Consider the following 21,754-nt stretch of genomic DNA (forward strand, 5'->3'; position numbering starts at 1 on the left):
AGGAAGCCTTCACCACCAGGGAAACGCGTAGGCAGCAGCGACCACAGCCCGCGACACGACACGTTTGACTTACCCCTCAATAACCCTAATTAGCACTCACGACCCCCTTCGAAACCGTAAATATAGGCATCAATCGGACATGAAGTCGTCCAGTGGTGTCCCCTGTGGACAGTCAAGGACGCCCCACTGTCTCAGTGGGGCGTCCTTGATTGCGACCAGTCCGCGAAGGCCTCCTTCGCTACCTTCAGGGTAGGGAAGGGGACCTTCACGTCAGCGAGGCGATCACGCCATGTTTGCCTTACCCCTCAATAAGTGCCCGGTTTGGGTGGCTTGCCCGGTTTTGCGAGCGGGTCGTGAGTGATTTGGGTCGTTCTAACCCTCATTACCACTCACGACCCCGCGCAGAAATGTGCATAAAGACATCAATCGGACACTCGATCGCCCGATGGTGTCACTTGTGGACACTGCAGCTTCGCCGACGTCCAGAATCAGGCCTGCACGCGTAAGGCGGGTGCTGAGTGAAGCCTCGGTCGCTCAGCGGTCCGCGATGGCCGCTTCCGCCGCCTCGAGCCACTCACGCCACTGCGCGGCCTGCTCGTCGGCCTTCTTCGCGCGCCGCTCGTCGCCCGCCGCACGGGCCTTCGCCGCCTGCGACTCGAACTGCTCGACCCGCTCGCGGAACTGCGCCGCCCTGGCCTGCGCCTCCGGGTCGGTCCGCCGCCACTTGCTGTCCTCGGCCGACTTGATCGCGTCCTGCACGGCCTTGAGTCGTCCGTCGAGCTCGCGGATGCGCTCGCGCGGGACCTTGCCGATCTCGTCCCACTGATCCTGGATGCGCCGCATGTGCTGCTTCGCCGCTTCGAGGTTCGCCGCGGGGTCGATCTTCTCGGCCTCGACGAGCAGCTCTTCCTTCTGCTGCGCGTTGGTCGCGAACTCGGCGTCGCGCTCGGAGAACACCGCGGACCGCCGAGCGAAGAACTTGTCCTGCGCGGCGCGGAAACGCTGCCAGAGCGCCTCGTCGCTGTCCTTGGGGGCGCGACCGGCGGCCTTCCACTCGGTCATCAGATCCTTGTAGCGGCCCGCGGTCTCGCCCCAGTCCGACGATTCCGACAGCGTCTCGGCTTCGGCGATCAGCTCTTCCTTGCGCTGCTTGGCCCCGGCCCGCTGCTTGTCCAGTTCGGCGAAATGCGACCCACGGCGCCGGTTGAACGCCTCGCGCGCCTTGGAGAACCGCTTCCACAGCTCGTCGTCGGTCTTGCGGTCGACGCCCTTGACGGTCTTCCACTCGTCCAGGATCGCGCGCAGCCGGTCGCCGGCGGACTTCCACTGGGTCGACTCGGCGGCGAGTTTCTCGGCTTCGTCGGCGAGGGCCTGCTTGCGGACGACCGCGGCGGCGCGGGCCTCTTCACGCTCCTGCTTGGCCGAGGCCAGTGCCTTTTCGGCGTGGGCGATGACCTGCTCGATACGGCTGCTCAGCGCGGCGATGTCGCCGACGACGGCGGCTTCGGCGAGGCCGTCGCGCAGCTGCGTGGCGGTCGACAGCGCGTGCTTCGGATCGCCCGCGCCGGATTCCAGCCGCGTCTCCAGCAGCTCGACCTCGGTACGCAGGTCGTCGAACCGGCGCGCGTAGTGGAGCAGACCCTCGTCCGGGCTCCCGGCCTGCCAGACCCCGACCGCGCGTTCGCCGTCGGGCGTGTTGACGTACACCGTGCCTTCGTCGTCGACCCTGCCCCAAGCGGACGGGGTGGGCTCGGCCGGCGGCACGGGGGGTGCGGGGTGTCCGCCACCGAGCGCGTGCGGTACCGGGTGCGGAGCCGGGGTACCGGTGGACGTGTTCTCCTGGGCCATCGCAGGCTCCTTATCGCCTGTACGCCCGCTGGCGCGGGCGCCCCGCCTAGCGGCGGGGCCGGGTAATGCGTTGCCGTCTTGCTTCGGGGGTATCAACCCCTTGCGGCATTCAAGCAGCTCAGCGTCCACCGTGGAACCGGATGAACCACCAGAGGGCAGTGATCCTACTTCCGGAGGACGTTCCGTGGCGGTCGGTTGCGGGCGGCTTCTGGCGGGGAAGGTAACGTCGGCGGCCGTGATCCGCCGTGTCGCCGTGCTCCCGCAACCCCCACTTCTCATTCCCGAACTAGCCGCCGGAGCGGCGGATGAGGGCGCCGAGCTGCGCGAAGCATGCCTTCAAGCCGTGGAGCGCCTGGCTGGCGCTTCGCTGGACTGGGTCGTCGTCGGCGCGGCCGCGGGCGCACCTGAAGTGCCGGAACACGCGAGCGGCTCCTTCCGCGGTTTCGGCGTCGACGTCGGCGTCTCACTCAGCCGGGTGACAGCCGCGGAAACCGAGCTGCCGTTGCCCGCACTCGTGGCGGGCTGGCTGCGTGAGCAGGCGAACGCGTCATCCGTCCGCGTCCACCTCGTCGATCCCGCCGCCCCGGCCGAGCACTGTGCGCTGGTCGGCCGTGAGCTGGGGGAGCCGGCCGCGGTACTCGTCCTCGGCGACGGTTCGAGCAGGCACGGCCCTCGTTCCCCCGGCGGTGAGGACGAACGCGCGGAGGGGTTCGACGCCGGGATCCGCGACGCGCTGGCCAAAGCCGACACCGGCGCGCTCGCCGCGCTCGACCCCGCCCTCGCCGCCGAACTCGGAGCGGGCGGCCGCGCCCCCTGGCAGGTCCTCGCCGGGCTGGCGGCCGACGGAGACTGGGCCGCCGACGTGCTCTACTCGGCCGCGCCGTTCGGCGTCGGCTACCACGTCGCCGTCTGGGAGCACGCGTGATCCGGCCGGTCGCGGTCGTCGGGCCCACGGCGACCGGGAAGACCGCGCTGGCGGTCGAACTCGCGCTCACGCTCGGCGGCGAGGTGATCAACGCCGACGCGCTGCAGCTGTACCGCGGGATGGACATCGGGACGGCCAAGGCGACCGCCGAAGAGCGGCGAGGCGTGCCGCATCACCTGCTGGACGTCCTCGACGTCACCGAGACGGCCTCCGTGGCCGCGTACCAGCGCGACGCGCGCCGGTGCGTCGAAGAACTCCTCGACGCGGGCCGCGTGCCGATCCTCACCGGCGGGTCCGGGCTCTACATCCAGGCCGTGCTCGACGAGCTCAAGTTCCCGGGCACCGATCCCGCCGTACGCGCGCGGTTGACCGCCGAGGCCGACGAGATCGGCGCTGCCGCGATGCACGCCCGGCTCACCGGACTGGACCCGATCGCCGCCACGGCGATCCTGCCGACCAACACCCGCCGCATCGTGCGCGCGCTGGAGGTCATCGAGATCACCGGGGAACCGTTCTCGGCGAATCTGCCGAAACCGGGGCCCGCGCGCTACGGCACGGTCATGATCGGCGTGGATCGCGAACCCGGCGAACTCGACGCCCGCGTCGACCGGCGGGTGGAGATCATGTTCGAAGCCGGTCTCGTCGACGAAGTCCGGACTCTGCTGGGGCAAGGGCTTCGTGACGGGCTCACCGCGTCGAGGGCGCTGGGCTACCAACAGGTGATCGCCGCACTCGACGGTGACGGTGACTTCGCGGCCGCCGCCGAGGCCACCGCGCAGGCCACCCGGAGGTTCGTGCGGAGGCAACGTTCCTGGTTCCGGCGGGACAAGCGCATCGAGTGGTTCGACGGCGGTTCGGAGCGGCTGGCCGAGCGCGTCCTCGAGGCGACGGCCCAGTAGCCTGAACATCATGGGCGGCATCGAATTCCTTAAGGGACACGGCACACAGAACGATTTCGTGCTGCTTCCCGACCCCGACGGCCGCCTTGAGCTGACCGAGGCACGGGTGGCGGCACTGTGCGACCGCCAGCGTGGTCTCGGCGCCGACGGCGTGCTGCGGATCGTGCGGTCGTCCGCGCTGGGGATCGAGTCCGGCGGCGAATGGTTCATGGACTACCGCAACGCCGACGGTTCCGTCGCCGAGATGTGCGGCAACGGCGTCCGGGTCTTCGTGCGCCACCTGGTCGATTCCGGGCTCGTGGCCGAGCGCGACTTCGTCATCGGCACCCGCGCCGGGGACCGGCCGGTGCGGATGCACGCCGATGGTTCGGTCACCGTGGAGATGGGACCGGCGACGATCACCGGCACCTCGGTCACCGTGGTCGCCGGGAAGCCGTTCTCCGGCGTCGCGGTCAACGTCGGCAACCCGCACCTGGTTTCGGTCGTCGAGGACGACGTCGACGAGCTGGATCTGCGTGACCAGCCCGATTTCGACTCCGACGTGTTCCCGGACGGGGTGAACCTCGAGTTCATCAACCTGCTGGGCGACAACGCGCTGAAGATGCGCGTCCACGAGCGCGGCGTCGGTGAGACACGCTCCTGCGGTACCGGCACGGTCGCCGCTGTCGCGGCCGCTCTGCACCTCGCGGGCACCGACACCGGCGAAGCGACCGTCGACATCCCCGGTGGCCGGGTGGTGGTCGAGGTCCGCCGCGGCGCGTCCACCCTCACCGGCCCCGCCGAGATCGTCGCGCGCGGCGAACTCGACGAAGCCTGGTGGGCCGGTCTCGGCGGTTAGCCCACCGGCTGGGCGATCGGTTCGCTCGGCAGGTCGCGAAGTTTCCGAAGCGGGGAGAAGACCACCCACAGGAGTGCCGCGGTCTCGCCGCCCACGGCGACCCACAGTGCGCCCCTGATCCCGATCGTCTCGCCGAGGACACCGCCGAGCAGCCCGCCCAGCGGCAGCATCCCCCAGACCACGAACCGCACGCTCGCGTTCATCCGGCCGAGCAGCCGGTCCGGGCAGACGGCCTGCCGGTAGGAGACCTGCGCGACGTTGTAGACGATGATCCCGAACCCGGCGATCATCGTGGCCACCGGGAACAGGCTGATCCGCCAGCCCGGCGCGGCCAGCGGTAGCAGCAGGTAGAACGGCCAGGTCAGCAGCGGAACGAGCCAGATCGACCGGGCCTGGCCGATCCGCCGGGTGATGGCGTTGGCGAAGATCGCGCCCGTGATCCCGCCGACCCCGCCGGTCGCGAGCACGAGGCCGACGGCCGCCGGGGACAGGCCGAGATCACGGTTCAGGAACAGGATCTCCACCGCGACGAAGACGCCGTTGAACAGGTTGGCCGTCGCGGTGCAGGCGACGATCGAGCGCAGCGCGGTGTCGGTGAACACGAACCGCAGGCCCTCGACGATCTGGGGGAGCAGCTTCGCGTCTTCGTGCCGCTCGGGCTCCGGTTCGACGGTGCGGATCCGCAGCAGGCACAGCGCCGAGGTGAGGAAACCGAGCCCGGTCGTGAGCACGGCGTTGGCCGCGCCGGCCAGTTGCACCAGTCCGCCGCCGATACCCGGACCGGCCAGGAACGCCACGGATTGGCTGGCCTGGAGCTTCGCGTTGCCCTCGAGGAGATGTTCGCGGCCGACCAGCGCCGGCAGATACGACTGGTAAGCGATGTCGAAGAACACCGTCGCCGTGCCGACGAGCGTGGCGACCACGATGAGCTGGGTCAGCGTGAGCATCCCGGCCCACCAGGCGACCGGGATGCTGAGCAGCAACGTGGCGCGGACGAAGTCGGCACGCAGCATCAAGATGCGGCGCCGCATCCGGTCCACCCATACCCCGGCGGGCAGGCCGATGATCAGGAACGCCACCGTCTCCGCCGCGGTGAGCAGCCCCATTTGGAACGGCGTCGCGGCCAGCACCGTGGCCGCCAGCAGCGGGATCACGGTATGCCCGGCGAACGCGCCGACCTGGCTGGCCGTGTCACCCGCCCACAGCCGCCGGAAGTCGGCATGGAAGAAGAGGGAGTCTCTGCGCACCGGGCCACCCTGGCGCGAGTGATTGGAAAGTGTCAATCACTTTTCGTCCTAGGCTGTCGCCGTGCCTACCTCACGACGTGCCGCCACCGAGGCCGAAGCGGCGGCCATGGCTTCCGGAATAAGGCTGCGCATCATCCGGTTGACCTACTCGGAGGCGCTGACCAACAAGGAACTCGCCGAGCGGCTCGGCCGCGACCCGGCGACGACACTGCACCACGTGCGCAGACTCGTCGACACGGGTTTCCTCGAAGCTCTCCCGGCACGGCGCGGCAACCGCGGTGCGAAAGAAATTCCGTATCGCTCGACCGGGTTGTCCTGGCATCTTGATTCCAGCGACAGGGGGATCGATCAGGCGATCTTCGAGGCGTATCTGGCCGAGATCGCCGAGACGGGGTTCGACGACTTACGCCAGACGAGGCTGGTCCTGCAGCTGCCGGAGGAGCAGATCGCCGAGCTCGAAGGCCGGATCAACGAGCTGCTCGACGAGTTCCTCGCCCGGCCGACGGACACGAACGCGAAGCGAACGGCGATATACCTGTCGAGGTATCCCAGCGGCTAATGAATTCGGTCCCGACGCAGAAACGTGGGACCATGGAGGCACGATGACGGAACTGACACACAACGATCTGAACGACATGGACCCATCGACCGGTGAACTGGAGCTCGAGGACCGCGCCTCGCTCCGCCGGGTAGCGGGCCTGTCCACCGAACTCGCGGATGTCACCGAGGTCGAATACCGGCAGCTGCGCCTGGAGCGCGTCGTTCTGGTCGGGGTGTGGACCGAGGGGACCGCCCTCCAGTCCGAGGCCTCGCTCGCCGAACTCGCCCGGCTGGCCGAAACGGCGGGCTCCGAGGTGCTGGAAGGCCTGGTGCAGCGCCGGCTCCGGCCGGACCCCGCCACCTACATCGGCTCGGGCAAGGTCAAGGAACTGCGCGAAATCGTGGCGGCCACCGGTGCCGACACGGTGATCTGCGACGGTGAACTCTCGCCGGGCCAGCTGCGTCAGCTGGAGGAGAAGGTCAAGGTGAAGGTCATCGACCGCACCGCCCTGATCCTCGACATCTTCGCGCAGCACGCCAGCTCCAAGGAGGGCAAGGCACAGGTCGAGCTGGCCCAGCTGCAGTACCTGATCCCGCGGCTTCGCGGGTGGGGTGCGGCGCTGTCCCGGCAGGCCGGTGGCCGCGCCGGTGGCGCCAACGGTGGTGTGGGTCTGCGTGGCCCCGGTGAGACGAAGCTCGAAACCGACCGGCGGCGGATCAGCAAGCGCGTGTCGAAGCTGCGCCGGGAGATCGCCGCGATGGACACCATCCGCGAGACCAAACGCGGTCGCCGGGTGGCCAACGAGGTGCCGAGCGTCGCGATCGTCGGCTACACCAACGCCGGCAAGTCGAGCCTGCTCAACGCGCTGACCGGCGCCGGGGTACTGGTCGAGGACGCGCTGTTCGCCACGCTGGATCCGACGACCCGGCGGGCACAGACGCCCGACGGCCGCACCTACACGCTGACCGACACCGTCGGTTTCGTGCGGCACCTGCCGCACCAGCTGGTGGACGCGTTCCGGTCGACGCTGGAGGAGGCGGCGAGCGCCGACCTGCTCGTGCACGTCGTCGACGGTGCCGACCCGACGCCGGAAGAGCAGGTCAACGCGGTGCGCGAAGTGCTCACCGAGATCACGAAGCGCCGTTCCGAGCCACTCCCGCCGGAGCTGCTGGTGATCAACAAGGCCGACGCCGCCGACGAGGTGTCGCTGGCCCGGTTGCGGCACCAGATGGCCGGTTCGGTGCAGGTGTCGGCGCGGACCGGTACCGGGATCACGGAGCTGGCCGAGGCGATCGCGGAGCGGCTGCCGAGGCCGGAGCTCGTGGTCGAGGTGCTGATCCCGTATGCGCGGGGCGAACTCGTCTCCCGCGCCCACGCCGACGGCGAGGTGCTGGAAGAGGAGCACGTCGAGACCGGCACACGGCTGGTCGTCCGGGGCAGGCCTGAACTGGCCGCGGCGCTGAGCGACTTCCAGACGAACGGCTCGGCCTTGTAAGACAAGTACACGAAGGCCCCCTTCCACGCGTGGAAGGGGGCCTTCGTTGTACCCGGAGACTCCCGCATTTAGAGGACTATTGAGGGGTAAGTCAAACGTGTCGTGTCGCGGGCTGTGGTCGCTGCTGCCTACGCGTTTCCCTGGTGGTGAAGGCTTCCTTGCCTACGCTGACGGTTAGTGAAGGAGCCCTTCACTACCGTCAGGCGTGATCCCTGGTGACAGTGGGACGGCTGTGACATCAACGTCCCGTCTTGAAGTCCGTGAAGGCCTCCTTGAGGGACCCAGAGTCCCTCAAGGAGGCCTTCACGGACTTACCACCCACCACGCCACCTTTGGGTCACCTCTCAATAAATGCATGATCGGCTCGACGTGGCCTTCGCGACATTCCGGACTGTCTCGGCCCTCGCACCGAACTGCGCGCCGTCCCGGACGTCTCCGTAGTGTGGGGCTTCAGGGGTGCCACGATCCGGAGGTGGATGTGCGGGGGATTGTCGCGGCGGCGGTCGTGCTGGGGACGTTCGTCGGCGGGACCACTCCCGCCATGGCGCAGGAGGTCCCGGCGCCACAGCCGGTGTGCGCGAACCGCGACTCCCGGCTCAGCGAGCTATCGGGCCTGGTTTCGGACGGCGAGCACCTGTACGCCCTCAACGACGGCGGCACCAAGGTGCAGGTCTTCGTGCTCGGCCGGGACTGCAAAGTCCAGAAGGTCATCTCGGCCGCGACGGATCCGTACGACCCCGAAGACCTCGCCCGCACCCCGGACGGCACCTTCTGGCTTTCCGACACCGGTGACAACCGCAAGAAGCGAGACACGGTCGCCTTGATCTCGCTGACCCCTCAGGGCAAGGCGACACTGCACCGGCTCACCTACCCCGACGGCCAGCACGACGTCGAAGCGCTGATCATGGACCGCTCGGGTACGCCGTACTTGATCACCAAGGACTTCTTCGGCGACTCGAAGGTGTACCGGCCCACCGGGCCGCTCGCCAGCCCTGGCCCGACCCCGCTGGAGAGCGTGGGATCGCTGCGGATCAAGGAGACCTCGACCCCGGGCGGGCCGGGGGGCTCGATCGGTTCGATGACGGTCACCGGGGCGGCGTCGATGGCCGACGGTTCGGTGGTCGCGTTGCGCACCTACACCGACGCTTATCTCTACGCCGTCACCGACGGAGATCTGGCGGGCGCCCTGCGGCGCGAACCCGTACGCGTACCCCTGCCGAACGAAAAGCAGGGGGAGGCGCTCGCCTTCGATCCGGACGGGACGCTGCTGTCCGGCGGGGAGGGCGTCGGAGAGCAGATCCGTGCGGTGAAGGGCGCGGCCGCCCTCGCCGCGGCCAAGGCCGAGGGCAGCACGTCGGGCGGGACTTCCGCGGCCGGTGGCGAGGGCCAAGGAACCGACTTCCCGTACGTGCAGGTCGGCATCGCCGCGATCGTCGTGATCGGCGGTCTCCTCCTGGTCGGCAGGCTGCGCAAACGGCGCGCTTGAGGAGGAGGTGGCCGGGACCACCGAAGCTTGCCGGGTCTGACCCGTGGTCTCGTGACCTGGGATCCCGGCGCGCTCCGGTTCCGGACCGAATCCTGACTAGAGCCTGCGGAGAACGGCCACGACCTTGCCGAGGATCGTGGCGTCGTCACCCGGGATGGGCTCGTAGGCCTCGTTGTGCGGCATCAGCCAGATGTGGCCGTCCTTGCGCTTGAACGTCTTGACCGTGGCCTCGCCGTCGATCATCGCCGCCACGATCTCGCCGGGATCGGCCGTGGGCTGCTGGCGCACGACCACCCAGTCGCCGTCGGTGATGGCGGCGTCGATCATCGAGTCACCGGTGACGCTGAGCAGGAAGAGCTCACCCTCGCCGACGATTTCCCTCGGCAGCGGGAAGACATCTTCGATGGCCTGCTCGGCCAGAACCGGCCCACCGGCGGCGATCCGGCCGACGAGCGGCACGTACGCGGCCTTCGCGGCCGACTGCGGCTGCTCGACATCGATGCCCATCGGGTTGTCGTCCGTCACGGCGAGGACGCCCACCGCACGCGGGCGGTTCGGGTCGCGTCGCAGATATCCCTTGCGCTGCAGGGCCTGCAACTGGTGCGACACCGACGAGGTGGAGGTCAGCCCGACCGCCTCGCCGATCTCCCGCACGCTCGGCGGGTAGCCGAACCGGCTCACCCACAGCTTGATCACGTCGAGCACCTGCTGCTGCCGCACGGTCAGGGTCTCGTCCACCTCGTAGACCTCGGGCAAGGCGCGCACCTTGCCCGAGCGCCTAGGCGCGTTCCCTGCCTTGCTCTCCTTAGCCACCGTCTCGCTCCTTCATCTCCTGCGTCGCCTCCCAGTACGTCCGGTCTCCCGGACCGACTTCGCGTGTCCTCCGCTGTCTTCGCCGATGGCGGACGATCTTCCCGCCCACGGCACCGGCGGCGTCCGCACAGCAGACGCCCTGGTCAACGACGTTAGCCCGCCGGGACGACGATTTCAAACATCTGTTCGATGGACACGCCGTGTCGCTCGATTTTTGTCGGTGGGAGGTGGTACACATTCGCACGGGCGTTCGATAGAACGCGTGTTCGACCTTGATCGCCGGGTCCGCCCGGCGCTGGACCTGAGTGAAGCAGGATGCGAGGAGGTTCCGATGTCGATTCTGGCCGATCGAGGACTGGTGCGACCCAGCACCCCCGGGCCCGTTCCGGCAGGGCTGACCCGGCCGGTGCGGGTGGTTCGGGGCAGGCGCGCCGAGCCGCTGCGGCCCCCGTCGCGGGCGCGGGTCGTGGCGGGTCATCGCCCCGGCGTCGCGACCGTCTCCCCGGGCTGCCCGGCGCCCCGGCGGCTCCCGCTCCGCTGGCCCTCGCTCGTCACGATGGCCTTGCTCGTCGCCGGCGTCGTCACCGGATTGGGTCTGTTCCTGGCCGGAGTTCCCGGGGCCGCGGTGCCCGAGCGGACCACCACGGTGTCCGTTTCGCCGGGGGAGTCGCTGTCGGATCTCGCCACCCGCTTCGCGCCAGGGAGCGATCCCGGCGCGGTCGTCGCCAAGATCAAGGAGCTCAACTCCCTGGAAGACGCCGTTCTGGTCCCCGGACTGCCGCTCACCGTCCCGGTCGCGGCCGAGGTCGCCGAGGGTGGGAGGTGAGCCTGAAGACCGTTCTCACCCACCGCGGGTGATGTCCCCTTTCGTGTCTGATCGGCCCTGTGGTTGCGCTTGCGTGCGTCCCACCTGCGATCTAGTCTCCACCGCTATATGTAGTAGTTACATGGCTGTAGTTGGTCCATAGCTTGGGGTAGACTCGGTACCAGTTGTCCACAGCTGACCGGTGTTCGCCCACCGGATGTCCACAGATCGATCCACATGTCGATCTTTCCGTCGTTGCGTGGCGACGGGACGGACGTCCACTCGGGGACCGGCCGGCGCGGAGGGGAAGGTGATCGGCGGATGAGGTGCCCGTTCTGCCGGCATGCGGACTCTCGGGTCGTCGACTCCCGAGAGGTGGATGAGGGTCAAGCGATCCGGCGGAGGCGCTCGTGCGCCGCTTGCGGCCGGCGCTTCACCACTTCGGAGACGATGGTGCTCGCCGTCGTCAAGCGGTCCGGGGTCACCGAGCAGTTCAGCCGGGACAAGGTGGTCCGGGGGGTGCGACGCGCCTGCCAGGGCAGGCCGGTCGACGACGACGCGCTGCAGCAGCTCGCGCAGCGGGTCGAGGAGTCGATCCGGTCGGCAGGGCTGGCGGAGATCCCGAGTCACGAGGTCGGCCTGGCGATCCTGGGTCCCCTGCGTGAACTCGACGGCGTCGCGTATCTCCGGTTCGCCAGCGTCTACCGCTCCTTTTCCTCGGTCGAGGACTTCGAAAAGGAGATCTCGGACCTTCGCGAGGCCATGGCTGCCGCACCGGACGAGAGCGATCAAGACGCGAAAGACGGCTGATGCCGCCTCCCGCGTGGGAGTGAGGGAAGACCCATGACCGAGACCGTGGGAACAGGTAACCCGGCCACAGCGCGGACCAGCGGGAAGAAAAAGCAGGCCGGCGGGCTCACCGTGCGGCGTGTCTTCACCACCGAGGGCGTCCACCCGTACGACCAGGTCACCTGGGAGAAACGGGACGTCGTGATGACGAACTGGCGCGACGGTACGGTCAACTTCGAGCAGCGCGGCGTCGAGTTCCCCGACTTCTGGTCGGTCAACGCGACGAACATCGTCACCAGCAAGTACTTCCGCGGCGCCGTCGGCTCGGCCCAGCGCGAGCAGAGCCTCAAGCAGCTGATCGACCGCGTCGTCCACTCCTACGTCAACGCGGGCCGCGAACACGGCTACTTCGCGAGCCCCGCCGACGCAGAGGTCTTCGAACACGAGCTGACGTGGATGCTGCTGCACCAGGTGTTCAGCTTCAACTCGCCGGTGTGGTTCAACGTCGGAACCACCTCGAAGCAGCAGGTCTCCGCGTGCCAGCCCTACGACGCGCTGGTCAACACTCCCGGTGGCGCGGTTCCCATCGGGCGCATCGTCGAGCTGGACGCGGTGGGTGCCAAGGTTTACGACGCGCACGGCCTGACCAAGGTCGTCGCCACCAAGGCCAACGGGATCAAAGAGGTCCTGCGCCTCACGACGACGTCCGGTCACCGCCTCGATGTGACCGCCGATCACCTTGTCTGGCGCTCGACCGGGAACGGTGGCGCCTTCGTGCCCGCCGGGGAACTCCGTGCCGGAGACACTCTCGAATGGCACCGGCGCGATGCCTTCGGTGAGACCGAGATCAACGAGCTGGACGTGGCCGAGGCCGCACTCGCCGGCTGGTTGCAGTCAGATGGCTTCGTCGGCCAGTGCGAAGGGACCAACCGTTCCCTGACGATCGAGGCGATGACCGTCACCGACGCCGAACTCGCCTGGGTTCAGCGCGCCCTCGATCGCGTCTTTCCCGATGTGCACCGTCATGAGCGGAAAGTCGAGACACAGGACCGGTCGCTGGACTGCCGTCGCACCCGTCTTTACGGGACCAAGCTCGAATCCTTCGTGAGCGCTTGGGGCCTGCGCGCCCGCGGCCGTGCCATGACGGTCCCCGAAGACCTGAACACCGCCCCGCTTCCCGTGGTCGCCGCTTACCTCCGGAGCATCTTCCAAGCCGAGGGCTATGTGTCCGAACGCGAGCGGTCGACGCTGGTCGGGCTCGACATGATCAGTGAGGAACTGATCCGCGGAATCCAGCACCTTCTCTCGAGGTTCGGCATCTTCGCCCGGGTCGCACGCAAGGCCGAGAAGCGGGACGCCTGTCACGACCTGTGGGGGATCCGCATCCAGAACGCGGGTGACCGTCGGCTTTTCGCCGACGCCATCGGTTTCCTCGACCCGGTCAAGGCCGCCAAGCTCGAAGCATCCTTCGAGAAGCCCGGGCGTCCCGCGCTGGAGACCAAGCGGCTGCAGATCGCCGACATCGAAAGCCGTGGCGAGATGCCGGTTTACGACATCCAGACCGAGTCCGGCGAGTACCTGTCCGGCAACCTCCGGGTCCACAACTGCTTCATCCTCGCGGTCGACGACACCATGGAGTCGATCCTCAACTGGTACCGCGAGGAGGGCCTGATCTTCAAGGGCGGCTCCGGTGCCGGCCTGAACCTCTCCCGCATCCGTTCCTCGCGTGAGCTGCTGTCCTCCGGCGGCACCGCGTCCGGCCCGGTCTCTTTCATGCGCGGCGCCGACGCCTCCGCGGGCACCATCAAGTCCGGCGGCGCCACCCGGCGCGCGGCGAAGATGGTCGTGCTCGACGTCGACCACCCGGACATCGAAGAGTTCGTCCAGACCAAGGCCCGCGAAGAGGAAAAGATCAAGGTCCTCCGCGACGCCGGGTTCGACATGGACCTCTCCGGCTCCGACATCACCTCCGTCCAGTACCAGAACGCGAACAACTCGGTCCGCGTCTCCGACGAGTTCATGCAGGCCGTCGAGACCCAGGGCGAGTTCGGCCTGCGGGCCAGGATGACCGGCGAGGTCATCGACCGGGTCGACGCCAAGAAGCTGTTCCGCACCATCGCCCAGGCCGCCTGGGAGTGCGCGGATCCGGGTCTGCAGTACGACGACACGATCAACGACTGGCATACCTGCCCCGAATCGGGCCGGATCACCGCGTCCAACCCGTGCTCGGAGTACATGCACCTGGACAACTCCAGCTGCAACCTCGCCTCGCTCAACCTGCTCAAATTCGCCACCGACGATGGCGGCTTCGACGCGCCGTTGTTCGCGAAGGCCGTCGAGCTGGTCATTACCGCGATGGACATCTCGATCTGCTTCGCCGACTTCCCGACCGAGGCGATCGGCGAGACCACACGGAAGTTCCGCCAGCTGGGTATCGGATACGCGAACCTGGGCGCGCTGTTGATGGCGCTAGGGCACGCCTACGACTCCGACGGCGGCCGCGCTCTCGCCGCCGCGATCACTTCGCTGATGACCGGTGTCTCGTACCGGCGTTCGGCCGAACTCGCCGCGGCCGTCGGTCCGTACGAGGGCTACGCGCGCAACGCCGAGGCGCACCAGCGGGTCATGCGCAAACACGCCGCGGCCAACGAACTGGTGCGGACCTACCACACAGGAGACGCCGCAGTCCGCGCCCTCGCGACCCAGGAGTGGAAGCGCGGAATCGAACTGGGCGAGACCAGCGGCTGGCGTAACGCGCAGGCCTCGGTTCTCGCGCCCACCGGATGCCTGACCGCGGACACCCTGGTCACCACCGACCGTGGACTGGCCCGGCTCTCCGAACTCGGCGATCTGTACGGAGATCGCTGGCAGGATGTCGAGTTCACGGTCGCGACCGACGAAGGCCCGCGTCAGGCCACGAAGTTCTTCGTCAATGGTGAGGAGCCCACCCGCCGGATCGAGACCAAGGGCGGATACCGGATCCAGGGCACTCTCGCCCACCGGGTCAAGGTGCTGGAACCGGAGACCGGGGCGTGGGTTTGGAAACGACTCGCCGACATCCGGCCCGGCGACCTGGTGCCCATGCAGCTGGGCGGTCTGGTCGGCGATCCTCGCCGGGTGCCGCTGCCCGTGCTCGACCAGGCGTACTACTCCGGCGACCGCGATGTCCGGGTACCGGACGAGGTCACCGCTGATCTCGCGGAACTGGTGGGGTACTTCGAAGGCGACGGCAGCCTGCACGCCAAGGGCATTCGGCTCTGTGTGGCCGACACCGATCTCGATGTCGTCGAACGCTTGCGCATCCTGAGCAAGGGCCTCTTCGACCTCGAGCCCGTGGTCCGGCAGTGTCAGGGCTACCAGGAGGTGACCCTCCAGTCCGTCCGGCTGGCTCGGTGGTGGCAGGCGGCCGGATTCGCGAAGGACCTCCCCGGTCTCGACCATGCCGGAAAAGGCTGGACTCCCCGGGTCCCCGCAAGTATCCGGGAGACCAACGACCCCGAGGTCTACGCCGCGTTCCTGCGTGGAGTCTTCGAGGCGGACGGGACCGTGCTCGAAGGAGTTCCGAGCGTCTCCACCTCCTCGGAGCTTTTCGCCGAAGACCTTCGAAGCCTGCTGCTGACCCTGGGCATGGCGACCACGACCCGCCGGACGACCAGCGGATTCGGCGGGCCGGTACGGCAGATCCGGCTTCGGAACGCCGACCACGCCATGATCTTCGACGAGGTCGTCGGTTTCATCGGTGAGCGCAAGGCACGGTCGATGGTGTGCCTGGAACCGGACGGGTCGGCCAGGGGTGATCGAGTGCACCTTCCCCGACCTGTGTGGGACGTACTGGTACCTCTTGGACACGAGTACCGTGACGCGGTCGTCCAGTCGCTGCGGAAGACCGGTGGAGTGGCACGGATGCTGGCCCGCCGGATCTATTCCGAAACTCTCGATCCCCGGCTCGGCCGGGCGCTCAAGTACCTTTTCGAGCCCGTTGAGTCCAATGAGGACGGTGGCGTTCAGCCCACCTATGACCTGTCGGTGCCGGACAACGTCACCTACGTCGCCAATGGTTTCGTCAGCCACAACACCATCGGCTTCATGATGGACTGCGACACGACCGGCATCGAGCCGGACTTCTCGCTGGTCAAGTTCAAGAAGCTGGTCGGCGGCGGCTCGATGCAGATCGTCAACCAGACCGTACCGCGCGCGCTGGCCGCACTCGGCTACCAGGGCGAACAGGTCGAAGCGATCGTCGAGTACATCGCCCAGCACGGTCACGTCGTCGACGCCCCCGGACTGCGTCCCGAGCACTACGAGGTGTTCGACTGCGCGGTGGGGGAGCGGTCCATCGCGCCGATGGGCCATGTCCGGATGATGGCCGCGGTGCAGCCGTTCCTGTCCGGCGCGATCTCCAAGACGGTCAACATGCCGGAGTCGGCGACCGTCGAAGAGGTCGAGGAGATCTACTTCCAGGGCTGGAAGTACGGCCTCAAGGCGCTCGCGATCTATCGCGACAACTGCAAGGTCGGGCAACCACTGTCCACCGCCAAGAAGGAGAAGGCCGAACCCGAGGCCGAAAAGGTCGTCGAGTACCGGCCGGTCCGCAAGCGCCTGCCGAAGAAGCGCCCGAGCCAGACGGTGTCGTTCACCGTGGGCGGCGCCGAGGGTTACCTGCACGCAGGTTCCTACCCGGACGACGGGCTCGGCGAGATCTTCGTGAAACTCGGCAAGCAGGGATCAACCCTCTCGGGTGTGATGGACGCGTTCTCGATGTCGATCTCGGTCGGCCTGCAGCACGGGATTCCGCTGGAGTTCTACGTTTCGAAGTTCTCCAACCTGCGCTTCGAGCCCGCCGGCATGACCGACGACCCGGATATCCGGATCGCCACCAGCGTCATGGACTACCTGTTCCGACGGCTGGCACTGGACTACCTGCCGTACGAGAAGCGTTCGCAGCTCGGCATCTTCACCGCCGACGAACGTTCGGCCCAGGTCGAGGCGAACTACGGCGGCGGCTCGGCCCCCGCCGCGGAACCGGAGAGCGTCGACATCGACGCGCTTCGGTCCACTGTGGACTCGTCCGCCGCGGCCTCCGCCAAACAGGAGGCGCATTCGACGGCGGAACTGGTGGAGCTGAACCTCGGCACCGCTTCCGACGCGCCGCTCTGCATGACCTGCGGCACCAAGATGCGGCCCGCTGGCTCGTGCTACGCCTGTGAAGGCTGCGGAGCGACCTCCGGCTGCAGCTGACCTTGATGCCTGCTTCAGCGGACGACCCACGTCGTTCGCCGAAGCAGGCGTCGGCGAACTCGGTTGTGCGGTAGCCCTTCCGCTGCTGAACTGGTCTCGTGTTCGATGTCCGCTGGGAACGGCCGTTGCATCAAGCCGGTTCGCCGTCCGCGATGGCGGTCACCGGGCAGCACCTGGTCGTGCACGAGCGGAGCACACGGTTGGTCGGCCTGGGGCCTGCCGATGGTTCGGTGCTCTGGGATGTTCCGGTCGGGACATGGCCGCGCGCGGTCGTGATCGCCGAACCGTATTGTCTGGTGATTCCGCAGAACACCAGCAGGCTGCTCTGCCTGGACGTCGAAACCGGCGAAAAGGTCTGGCAAGCGGAGCCAGGCTCGTTCGCCGGTCATGTCGTGGTGGACGAAGAACTCGTGCTGGTAGGCGGTTGGCGCGGCTATACGCCAGTGACCGCAGTGGACCTCCGCACCGGTGTGCCGCGTTGGCGTGCTGGAAGGCGCGGCAGCACAGTCTTGCCCGCCGCGACCGAGGCCGGTTTTCTGCTCGGTGAGCCGGGCGGCGACTCCGTATCGTTGATCGATCGAGGTGACGGCCGGGAGCTGGCCACGTGGTCCTTGCCCGAGCCCCTGGTCGGCCCCGAGACCGGTCCCGCCTTTCGCGTGGAGGGCGGCGGCTTCCTCATGCGATGCGGCGACCGGCTGGTCGTACGCCTCGTCCCGGCCGAGACGAAAGCCGAGACCGTGTGCCGTGCCGAGCGTGATCTCGCGCCCAGAGCGGTGGACCTGTGCGATGGCTTGCTCTGGTTGGCCGAGCGGCGTGGTGGCTACACGGTGGTCGACCCGTCGGACGGCGCCGAACGGTGGAGGATCCAGCACGACCGGCGGTTCGTCGCCTCGGTCGCGTCCGTGGAGGGAGAATTCGCGATCGCCGACGAAGGCGGATCGTTGTTCCGGATCGACTTGGCCGGACTGGTGAGCGAGCGTGTCCGGATAGCCCAGCGGATCCGCTCCCTTCGCGAGCAAGGGCCGTCGAAGTTCCTTCTGCTCGCGAAGGGGGCTTTGCTCGCTGTCGACGCCAGGAGGCCCGGTGGCCACTGACAAGGGAATCGTCGATCCCTTCGGCACCCTCGGCCGAACCCTGTGGATCTGCGGCGGCCAGTGGGCGGGAAAGTCCACCGTCTCCCGGCTGCTCGCCCACCGGCACGGCATCACCGTCTACCACTACGACTTCCACGATGCCCGCGCCCACCAGGATCGCCGCATCGCCCACCGCGTCCGCACCGGTTCGCCCGTCACGTCTCCGGGCGCCCGATCCTCGCCGAGGGCTGGGGGCTGCGCCCGGAACTGGTCGCGCCCCTGCTGGATTCACCACGGCGGATGATCGTGATGGTGCCCACCGACGACTTCCGCGAGCATCAGCTTCGGGTTCTGCCCAGGGCCGGCGCGGTGACACGCGGGGTCTGCGATCCCGAACGCGCTCAACGCAACCGGATCGCGCGAGACCGTCTGGTCGCCGAAGACGCCGTCTGTACCGCGCAGGGACTCGGCATCCGGGTGCTCTGGATCGACGGCTCGAAGGACGCCGAGGCGATCGCCGACGTCGTCGCCGACCACTTCGGTCCCTACCTGGTCTGAGCGAGATCGAGGACGAAGGTCGCCACCGCCAGCGCGAGGAAACCGGCGGGGAAGGCGATGTTGTAGAGCACCCGGGCACGCACGTGGGTGAGGACGGCGCCGAGGTAGAACAGCACGAGCCCGGCCGCGGCGGCGGTCCCGACGAAGGGCACGCCGAGGAGGCCCAGCAGCAGCCCCGCGGCTCCCGCCGCCTTCAGTGAGGCCAGGGGCGGGATCCAGGATCGAGGGACGTTCACCTCGGCGGAGTTCTTGAGGACGAAGGGGACACGCGCGAAGTCGGCGGCGGCGATTCCGGCGTTGACCACGATCGTCACGATGGCCACGATGAGGTAGGCGGTGAACATGCTCATCGGACGAGGCTCGGGCCCGGATCGTGACAGTGGTCAGGCACGCCAGCGCTCGAGCACGGTGTCGATGGTGGTGCGGATGCGGTCACGGGCGGCCTGCCGCTCCACACCCGCCATGAGGAGGTCGTCGTAGTCGGTGTCCAGGTGCCGGATCGAGGCGACGACGGCGAGGAACACCGCCCGCTCGGCCAGCTCCCGCCCAGCGGCGGACCGGCCGACCCGGCCACTGCCGCGCTGACCGGCGTGTTCGGCGATGGCGCGCGCCCGCTCCGGCGGGCAGCCGGGGAACATCTCGCTGATCGCGGCGAAGAACCGGGCGGTGAACTCGACATCCTCCTGGGCGCGCCGCTCGCGGTCGCGGACGCGACGGCGTTCCCGGACGTCCTCGTCGGCGAAACACTGCTCTTCGGCGCTGCGGAGTGCTTCTTCCTCGACCAGGATCCCTTGCCGCTCCTGGCGTTTCCGTGACCGGTTGAAGCGCGTGACCACGGCGGAGAGGCGGCTCGCCTTCTTGGCCCGACGGGTCAGGGTCGCGTCACCGGAAGGCAGGAAGACGAGGTGGCCGAAATCGGCGCAGTCGAGGCAGTGCGGCACCTCTTTCTCCAGGTACAGCAGATCGCCGGTGCCGCCGCATTCGGCACAGGTCCACTCCTTGATCGCGACCCAGACGAAGAGATCGGGGGCTTTCTGTTGCCGGGCCACGACTTGCGCACGTTTGGCGTCGGACAGTCCCGGCATGATCCAGTGCGTCCGGAACAGCGGTTCGAGGTCGGCGTGGTCGGCCGAAGTCGCCGTCAGCGCGGCCCGGTCACGCGTCGCCGCGACGTGCTCGATCTCCGAGCCTTCGAGGCCGTTCGCCTCGGCCCAACGCTGAAGCGCTCCGAGGGCGAAGGTCAGCTTTTCCGTGTTCACCGGCAGCGACGTCGAGAGGTCGGGGATCCTGCTCTGCTGCCAGGCCTTGATGACGTTTTCCGACAGCCAGCCGATCCCGGCCAGGACGTCGAGCGCGGTCACCGATTTCCGCGTGGACAACAGCTTCTCCGCCGTCTCCACGACGCGCTGTTCCAGCTTCGCCGCACCCTGCATCGTCGGAAATCCTAGCGATCACGAGGTTTCGGCCCGCGCCGGGTCGATCAGGACAACGCCCGCCGCGCCTGCTCCTTCAGCGCCTCGGTGATCCGTTCGGGGCTCAGGCCGAGTTCGCCGGTCTGATGGAGGAACACCTCGGGTGCGAGCGGCGCCAGCAGGATGTCGGCGAGCGCGTCCGGATCCTTCGCGCCCGCCTGCTCGGCGAGGAAGCGGACGTGGGTGCGCCACAGCCGGTACGGACCGGTGGTGAACCGCGAATGCCCGACCTCGGTGCCGAGTACGAGATGCGCGTGCCGGTCGAGCAAACCGGTCATCGCCGCGTAGAACGCGGCCAGCCGTTCGGCGGGTGGCGCGCCGGGTCCCAGCGGGGGAGGGCCGGTGAGCAGTCGCTCCTGCAGTTCCCGCTCGTGTTCGTCCAGCAGGGCGACGGCGATCGCCGAGCGATCGGGGTAGCGGCGGTACAGCGTGGCGCGGCCGACACCGGCCGCCTTGGCGATGTCCTCCATGGTGACGTCCGCGGCTGGACGGGCGGCGAAGAGCTCCTCGGCGGCCTTCAGGATCTTCGCGCGGTTGCGGGCGGCATCGGCTCGTTCCCGTCCCGGACCGTTCGCGAGCAGATCTTCTGTCGGCATGTCCGCAGCCTAGGGAATATCCGGACGCCTCGTCCACTTGTACCCGGCGAAGCAAGTGGACGCCGTGTCCACTTCCTGGTCCGGGAGGCCCGATGAGCCACCTTCTCCACCTCGACTCCAGTGCCCGCCGCGCGTCGTTCTCCCGCGAGCTGAGTGCTCGCTTCGCCGACGTCTGGCGTGCCGCGCACCCCGGCGCGGACTACACCTACCGCGACCTGGCGGCCGAACCGGTGCCACCGATCGGGCAGGCATGGACCGAGATCTGCGACGCCCTCCTCACCGGCGAGATCACCGATCCGGCCGGCTACGCGTCGGTGGTGAAGACGGCCGGGCAGCGTGAGGCCTGGGCGATCATCGAGCCGCTGCTGGCCGAACTGCTCGCCGCCGACGTCGTGCTGATCGGGGCGCCGATGTACAACTTCTCGATCCCCGCGACCCTCAAGCTGTGGATCGACCAGGTCACGTTCCCGAAGATGTCCTTGGCGGGCAAGGCTTTCGTGGTCGCCGGGGCACGGGGCGGCACCTACCTGCCCGGCACGCCGCGCGAGCCGGTCGACCATCACGAGCGTTATCTGCGTGACTTCTTCGCCGGACATTACGACGTCCACGACGTGACGTTCCTGCACGCCGAACTCACCAACGCGCTCGTCGACCCGAGGCTGAGCCCGCGCGATCCCGACAGGGGCGCGTCGCGGGACCTGGCGCTGCAGACGGCCGAAAAGCTGGCCTCGGCCGGGAGGGAAGCCTGATGGGCTGGGGAATCCTGCTGCTGGCCGGAGTCGTCGAGGTCGCCTGGTCGCAGAGCATCAAGCCGACGGAGAACTTCACCCGGTTGTGGCCGACCGTGCTGTGTTTCGTGCTCGGTGTCGCCGCGGTCTACCTGCTGTCGAAAGCGATGGATTCGGTCCCGGTGGGGACCGCGTACGCCGTGTTCACCGGGATCGGCGCGGTGGGCGCGATCGTGTTCGGCGTCGTGGTCCACAAGGACCCGCTCAGCTTCGGGCGGTTCGCCGCGATGGGGCTGATCGTGGGCGGGGTCGTGCTGGCGAGGGTCACCGCCTGACCGCGGGCCTGTCATGAGGGGTCCCCGTAGGACAGTTTTCGTCCTATGGGGACCCCTCATGACCTCCG

20 protein-coding genes are annotated in these 21,754 nt (G+C 68.4%); 14 read left to right on the forward strand and 6 right to left on the reverse strand.

The window, feature by feature from the left end:
• Positions 1-534: 534 nt before the first annotated feature.
• A complete protein-coding gene (locus ACZ7KI_RS14020; protein WP_470273523.1) occupies positions 535-1,848 on the reverse strand; it encodes a DUF349 domain-containing protein in 1,314 nt (437 codons plus the stop codon).
• 235 nt (positions 1,849-2,083) lie between these two features.
• Here ACZ7KI_RS14020 and ACZ7KI_RS14025 point away from each other — a divergent pair, with 235 nt between their 5' ends.
• From ACZ7KI_RS14025 to dapF, 3 genes are read left to right on the forward strand one after another with little or no spacing between them, the layout of a single operon-like run.
• On the forward strand, positions 2,084-2,773 hold the full coding sequence (locus ACZ7KI_RS14025; RefSeq protein WP_470273524.1) for a class III extradiol ring-cleavage dioxygenase family protein: 690 nt from the start codon (positions 2,084-2,086) through the stop codon (positions 2,771-2,773).
• Positions 2,770-3,672 carry a tRNA (adenosine(37)-N6)-dimethylallyltransferase MiaA gene (gene miaA, locus ACZ7KI_RS14030; protein ID WP_470273525.1) on the forward strand — a complete coding sequence of 301 codons (903 nt, stop codon included), beginning with the start codon at positions 2,770-2,772 and terminating at the stop codon, positions 3,670-3,672. Before ACZ7KI_RS14025 ends, miaA begins: the two co-directional genes overlap by 4 nt.
• Positions 3,673-3,682: 10 nt before the next feature.
• Entirely contained in the window at positions 3,683-4,510 is an 828-nt protein-coding gene (gene dapF, locus ACZ7KI_RS14035; RefSeq protein WP_470273526.1) for a diaminopimelate epimerase, read from the forward strand.
• On the opposite strand, the gene ACZ7KI_RS14040 is transcribed toward dapF, so the two are convergent.
• Positions 4,507-5,757 carry an MFS transporter gene (locus ACZ7KI_RS14040; RefSeq protein ID WP_470273527.1) on the reverse strand — a complete coding sequence of 417 codons (1,251 nt, stop codon included), beginning with the start codon at positions 5,755-5,757 and terminating at the stop codon, positions 4,507-4,509. The genes dapF and ACZ7KI_RS14040 overlap by 4 nt on opposite strands.
• A gap of 61 nt (positions 5,758-5,818) precedes the next feature.
• On the opposite strand from ACZ7KI_RS14040, the gene ACZ7KI_RS14045 reads away from it, so the two are divergent.
• From ACZ7KI_RS14045 to ACZ7KI_RS14055, 3 genes are all read left to right on the forward strand, one after another.
• Positions 5,819-6,316: a helix-turn-helix domain-containing protein gene (locus tag ACZ7KI_RS14045; RefSeq protein WP_470273528.1), complete on the forward strand. Its 498-nt coding sequence runs from the start codon at positions 5,819-5,821 to the stop codon at positions 6,314-6,316.
• A 43-nt stretch (positions 6,317-6,359) separates the two neighbouring features.
• Positions 6,360-7,793, forward strand: coding sequence for a GTPase HflX (gene hflX / locus ACZ7KI_RS14050; RefSeq protein WP_470273529.1), 1,434 nt, complete (start codon positions 6,360-6,362; stop codon positions 7,791-7,793).
• 478 nt (positions 7,794-8,271) lie between these two features.
• Entirely contained in the window at positions 8,272-9,279 is a 1,008-nt protein-coding gene (locus ACZ7KI_RS14055) for a hypothetical protein (RefSeq protein ID WP_470273664.1), read from the forward strand.
• A 96-nt stretch (positions 9,280-9,375) separates the two neighbouring features.
• On the opposite strand, the gene lexA is transcribed toward ACZ7KI_RS14055, so the two are convergent.
• Complete coding sequence (gene lexA, locus ACZ7KI_RS14060) at positions 9,376-10,092, reverse strand: transcriptional repressor LexA (protein WP_465463495.1); 717 nt, start codon at positions 10,090-10,092, stop codon at positions 9,376-9,378.
• 331 nt (positions 10,093-10,423) lie between these two features.
• Between lexA and ACZ7KI_RS14065 the strand changes: the two genes are divergently transcribed.
• The 6 genes from ACZ7KI_RS14065 (at position 10,424) to ACZ7KI_RS14090 (ending at position 18,555) form a co-directional block, all read left to right on the forward strand.
• Positions 10,424-10,918 (forward strand): LysM peptidoglycan-binding domain-containing protein, encoded by a 495-nt coding sequence (locus ACZ7KI_RS14065; RefSeq protein WP_470273530.1) that lies wholly within the window; start codon positions 10,424-10,426, stop codon positions 10,916-10,918.
• A gap of 300 nt (positions 10,919-11,218) precedes the next feature.
• A complete protein-coding gene (nrdR, locus tag ACZ7KI_RS14070) occupies positions 11,219-11,707 on the forward strand; it encodes a transcriptional regulator NrdR (RefSeq protein ID WP_037304189.1) in 489 nt (162 codons plus the stop codon).
• Positions 11,708-11,740: 33 nt separating this feature from the next.
• Positions 11,741-16,924 (forward strand): adenosylcobalamin-dependent ribonucleoside-diphosphate reductase, encoded by a 5,184-nt coding sequence (locus ACZ7KI_RS14075; protein WP_470273531.1) that lies wholly within the window; start codon positions 11,741-11,743, stop codon positions 16,922-16,924.
• A 98-nt stretch (positions 16,925-17,022) separates the two neighbouring features.
• The gene (locus tag ACZ7KI_RS14080; protein ID WP_470273532.1) at positions 17,023-18,018 is read left to right on the forward strand and encodes an outer membrane protein assembly factor BamB family protein; all 996 of its coding nucleotides are present in this window, start codon (positions 17,023-17,025) and stop codon (positions 18,016-18,018) included.
• Positions 18,008-18,301, forward strand: coding sequence for a hypothetical protein (locus tag ACZ7KI_RS14085; RefSeq protein WP_470273533.1), 294 nt, complete (start codon positions 18,008-18,010; stop codon positions 18,299-18,301). Before ACZ7KI_RS14080 ends, ACZ7KI_RS14085 begins: the two co-directional genes overlap by 11 nt.
• A 5-nt stretch (positions 18,302-18,306) precedes the next feature.
• On the forward strand, positions 18,307-18,555 hold the full coding sequence (locus ACZ7KI_RS14090; RefSeq protein ID WP_470273534.1) for a hypothetical protein: 249 nt from the start codon (positions 18,307-18,309) through the stop codon (positions 18,553-18,555).
• Here ACZ7KI_RS14090 and ACZ7KI_RS14095 read toward each other — a convergent pair.
• Genes ACZ7KI_RS14095 through ACZ7KI_RS14105 form a run of 3 tightly spaced genes read right to left on the reverse strand, consistent with a single transcriptional unit; the run spans position 18,543 to position 20,623 of the window.
• Positions 18,543-18,899 (reverse strand): DoxX family protein, encoded by a 357-nt coding sequence (locus ACZ7KI_RS14095; protein ID WP_470273665.1) that lies wholly within the window; start codon positions 18,897-18,899, stop codon positions 18,543-18,545. The genes ACZ7KI_RS14090 and ACZ7KI_RS14095 overlap by 13 nt on opposite strands.
• 39 nt (positions 18,900-18,938) lie before the next feature.
• Complete coding sequence (locus ACZ7KI_RS14100; protein ID WP_470273535.1) at positions 18,939-19,988, reverse strand: DUF2293 domain-containing protein; 1,050 nt, start codon at positions 19,986-19,988, stop codon at positions 18,939-18,941.
• Positions 19,989-20,035: 47 nt separating this feature from the next.
• Positions 20,036-20,623, reverse strand: coding sequence for a TetR/AcrR family transcriptional regulator (locus ACZ7KI_RS14105; protein ID WP_470273536.1), 588 nt, complete (start codon positions 20,621-20,623; stop codon positions 20,036-20,038).
• A gap of 92 nt (positions 20,624-20,715) precedes the next feature.
• On the opposite strand from ACZ7KI_RS14105, the gene ACZ7KI_RS14110 reads away from it, so the two are divergent.
• Together ACZ7KI_RS14110 and ACZ7KI_RS14115 are read left to right on the forward strand one after the other, a co-directional pair.
• The gene (locus tag ACZ7KI_RS14110) at positions 20,716-21,372 is read left to right on the forward strand and encodes an FMN-dependent NADH-azoreductase (RefSeq protein WP_470273537.1); all 657 of its coding nucleotides are present in this window, start codon (positions 20,716-20,718) and stop codon (positions 21,370-21,372) included.
• Complete coding sequence (locus ACZ7KI_RS14115) at positions 21,372-21,686, forward strand: DMT family transporter (protein ID WP_465504342.1); 315 nt, start codon at positions 21,372-21,374, stop codon at positions 21,684-21,686. Before ACZ7KI_RS14110 ends, ACZ7KI_RS14115 begins: the two co-directional genes overlap by 1 nt.
• Positions 21,687-21,754: the final 68 nt, after the last annotated feature.

This window comes from Amycolatopsis sp. NPDC039088, from assembly GCF_055598845.1.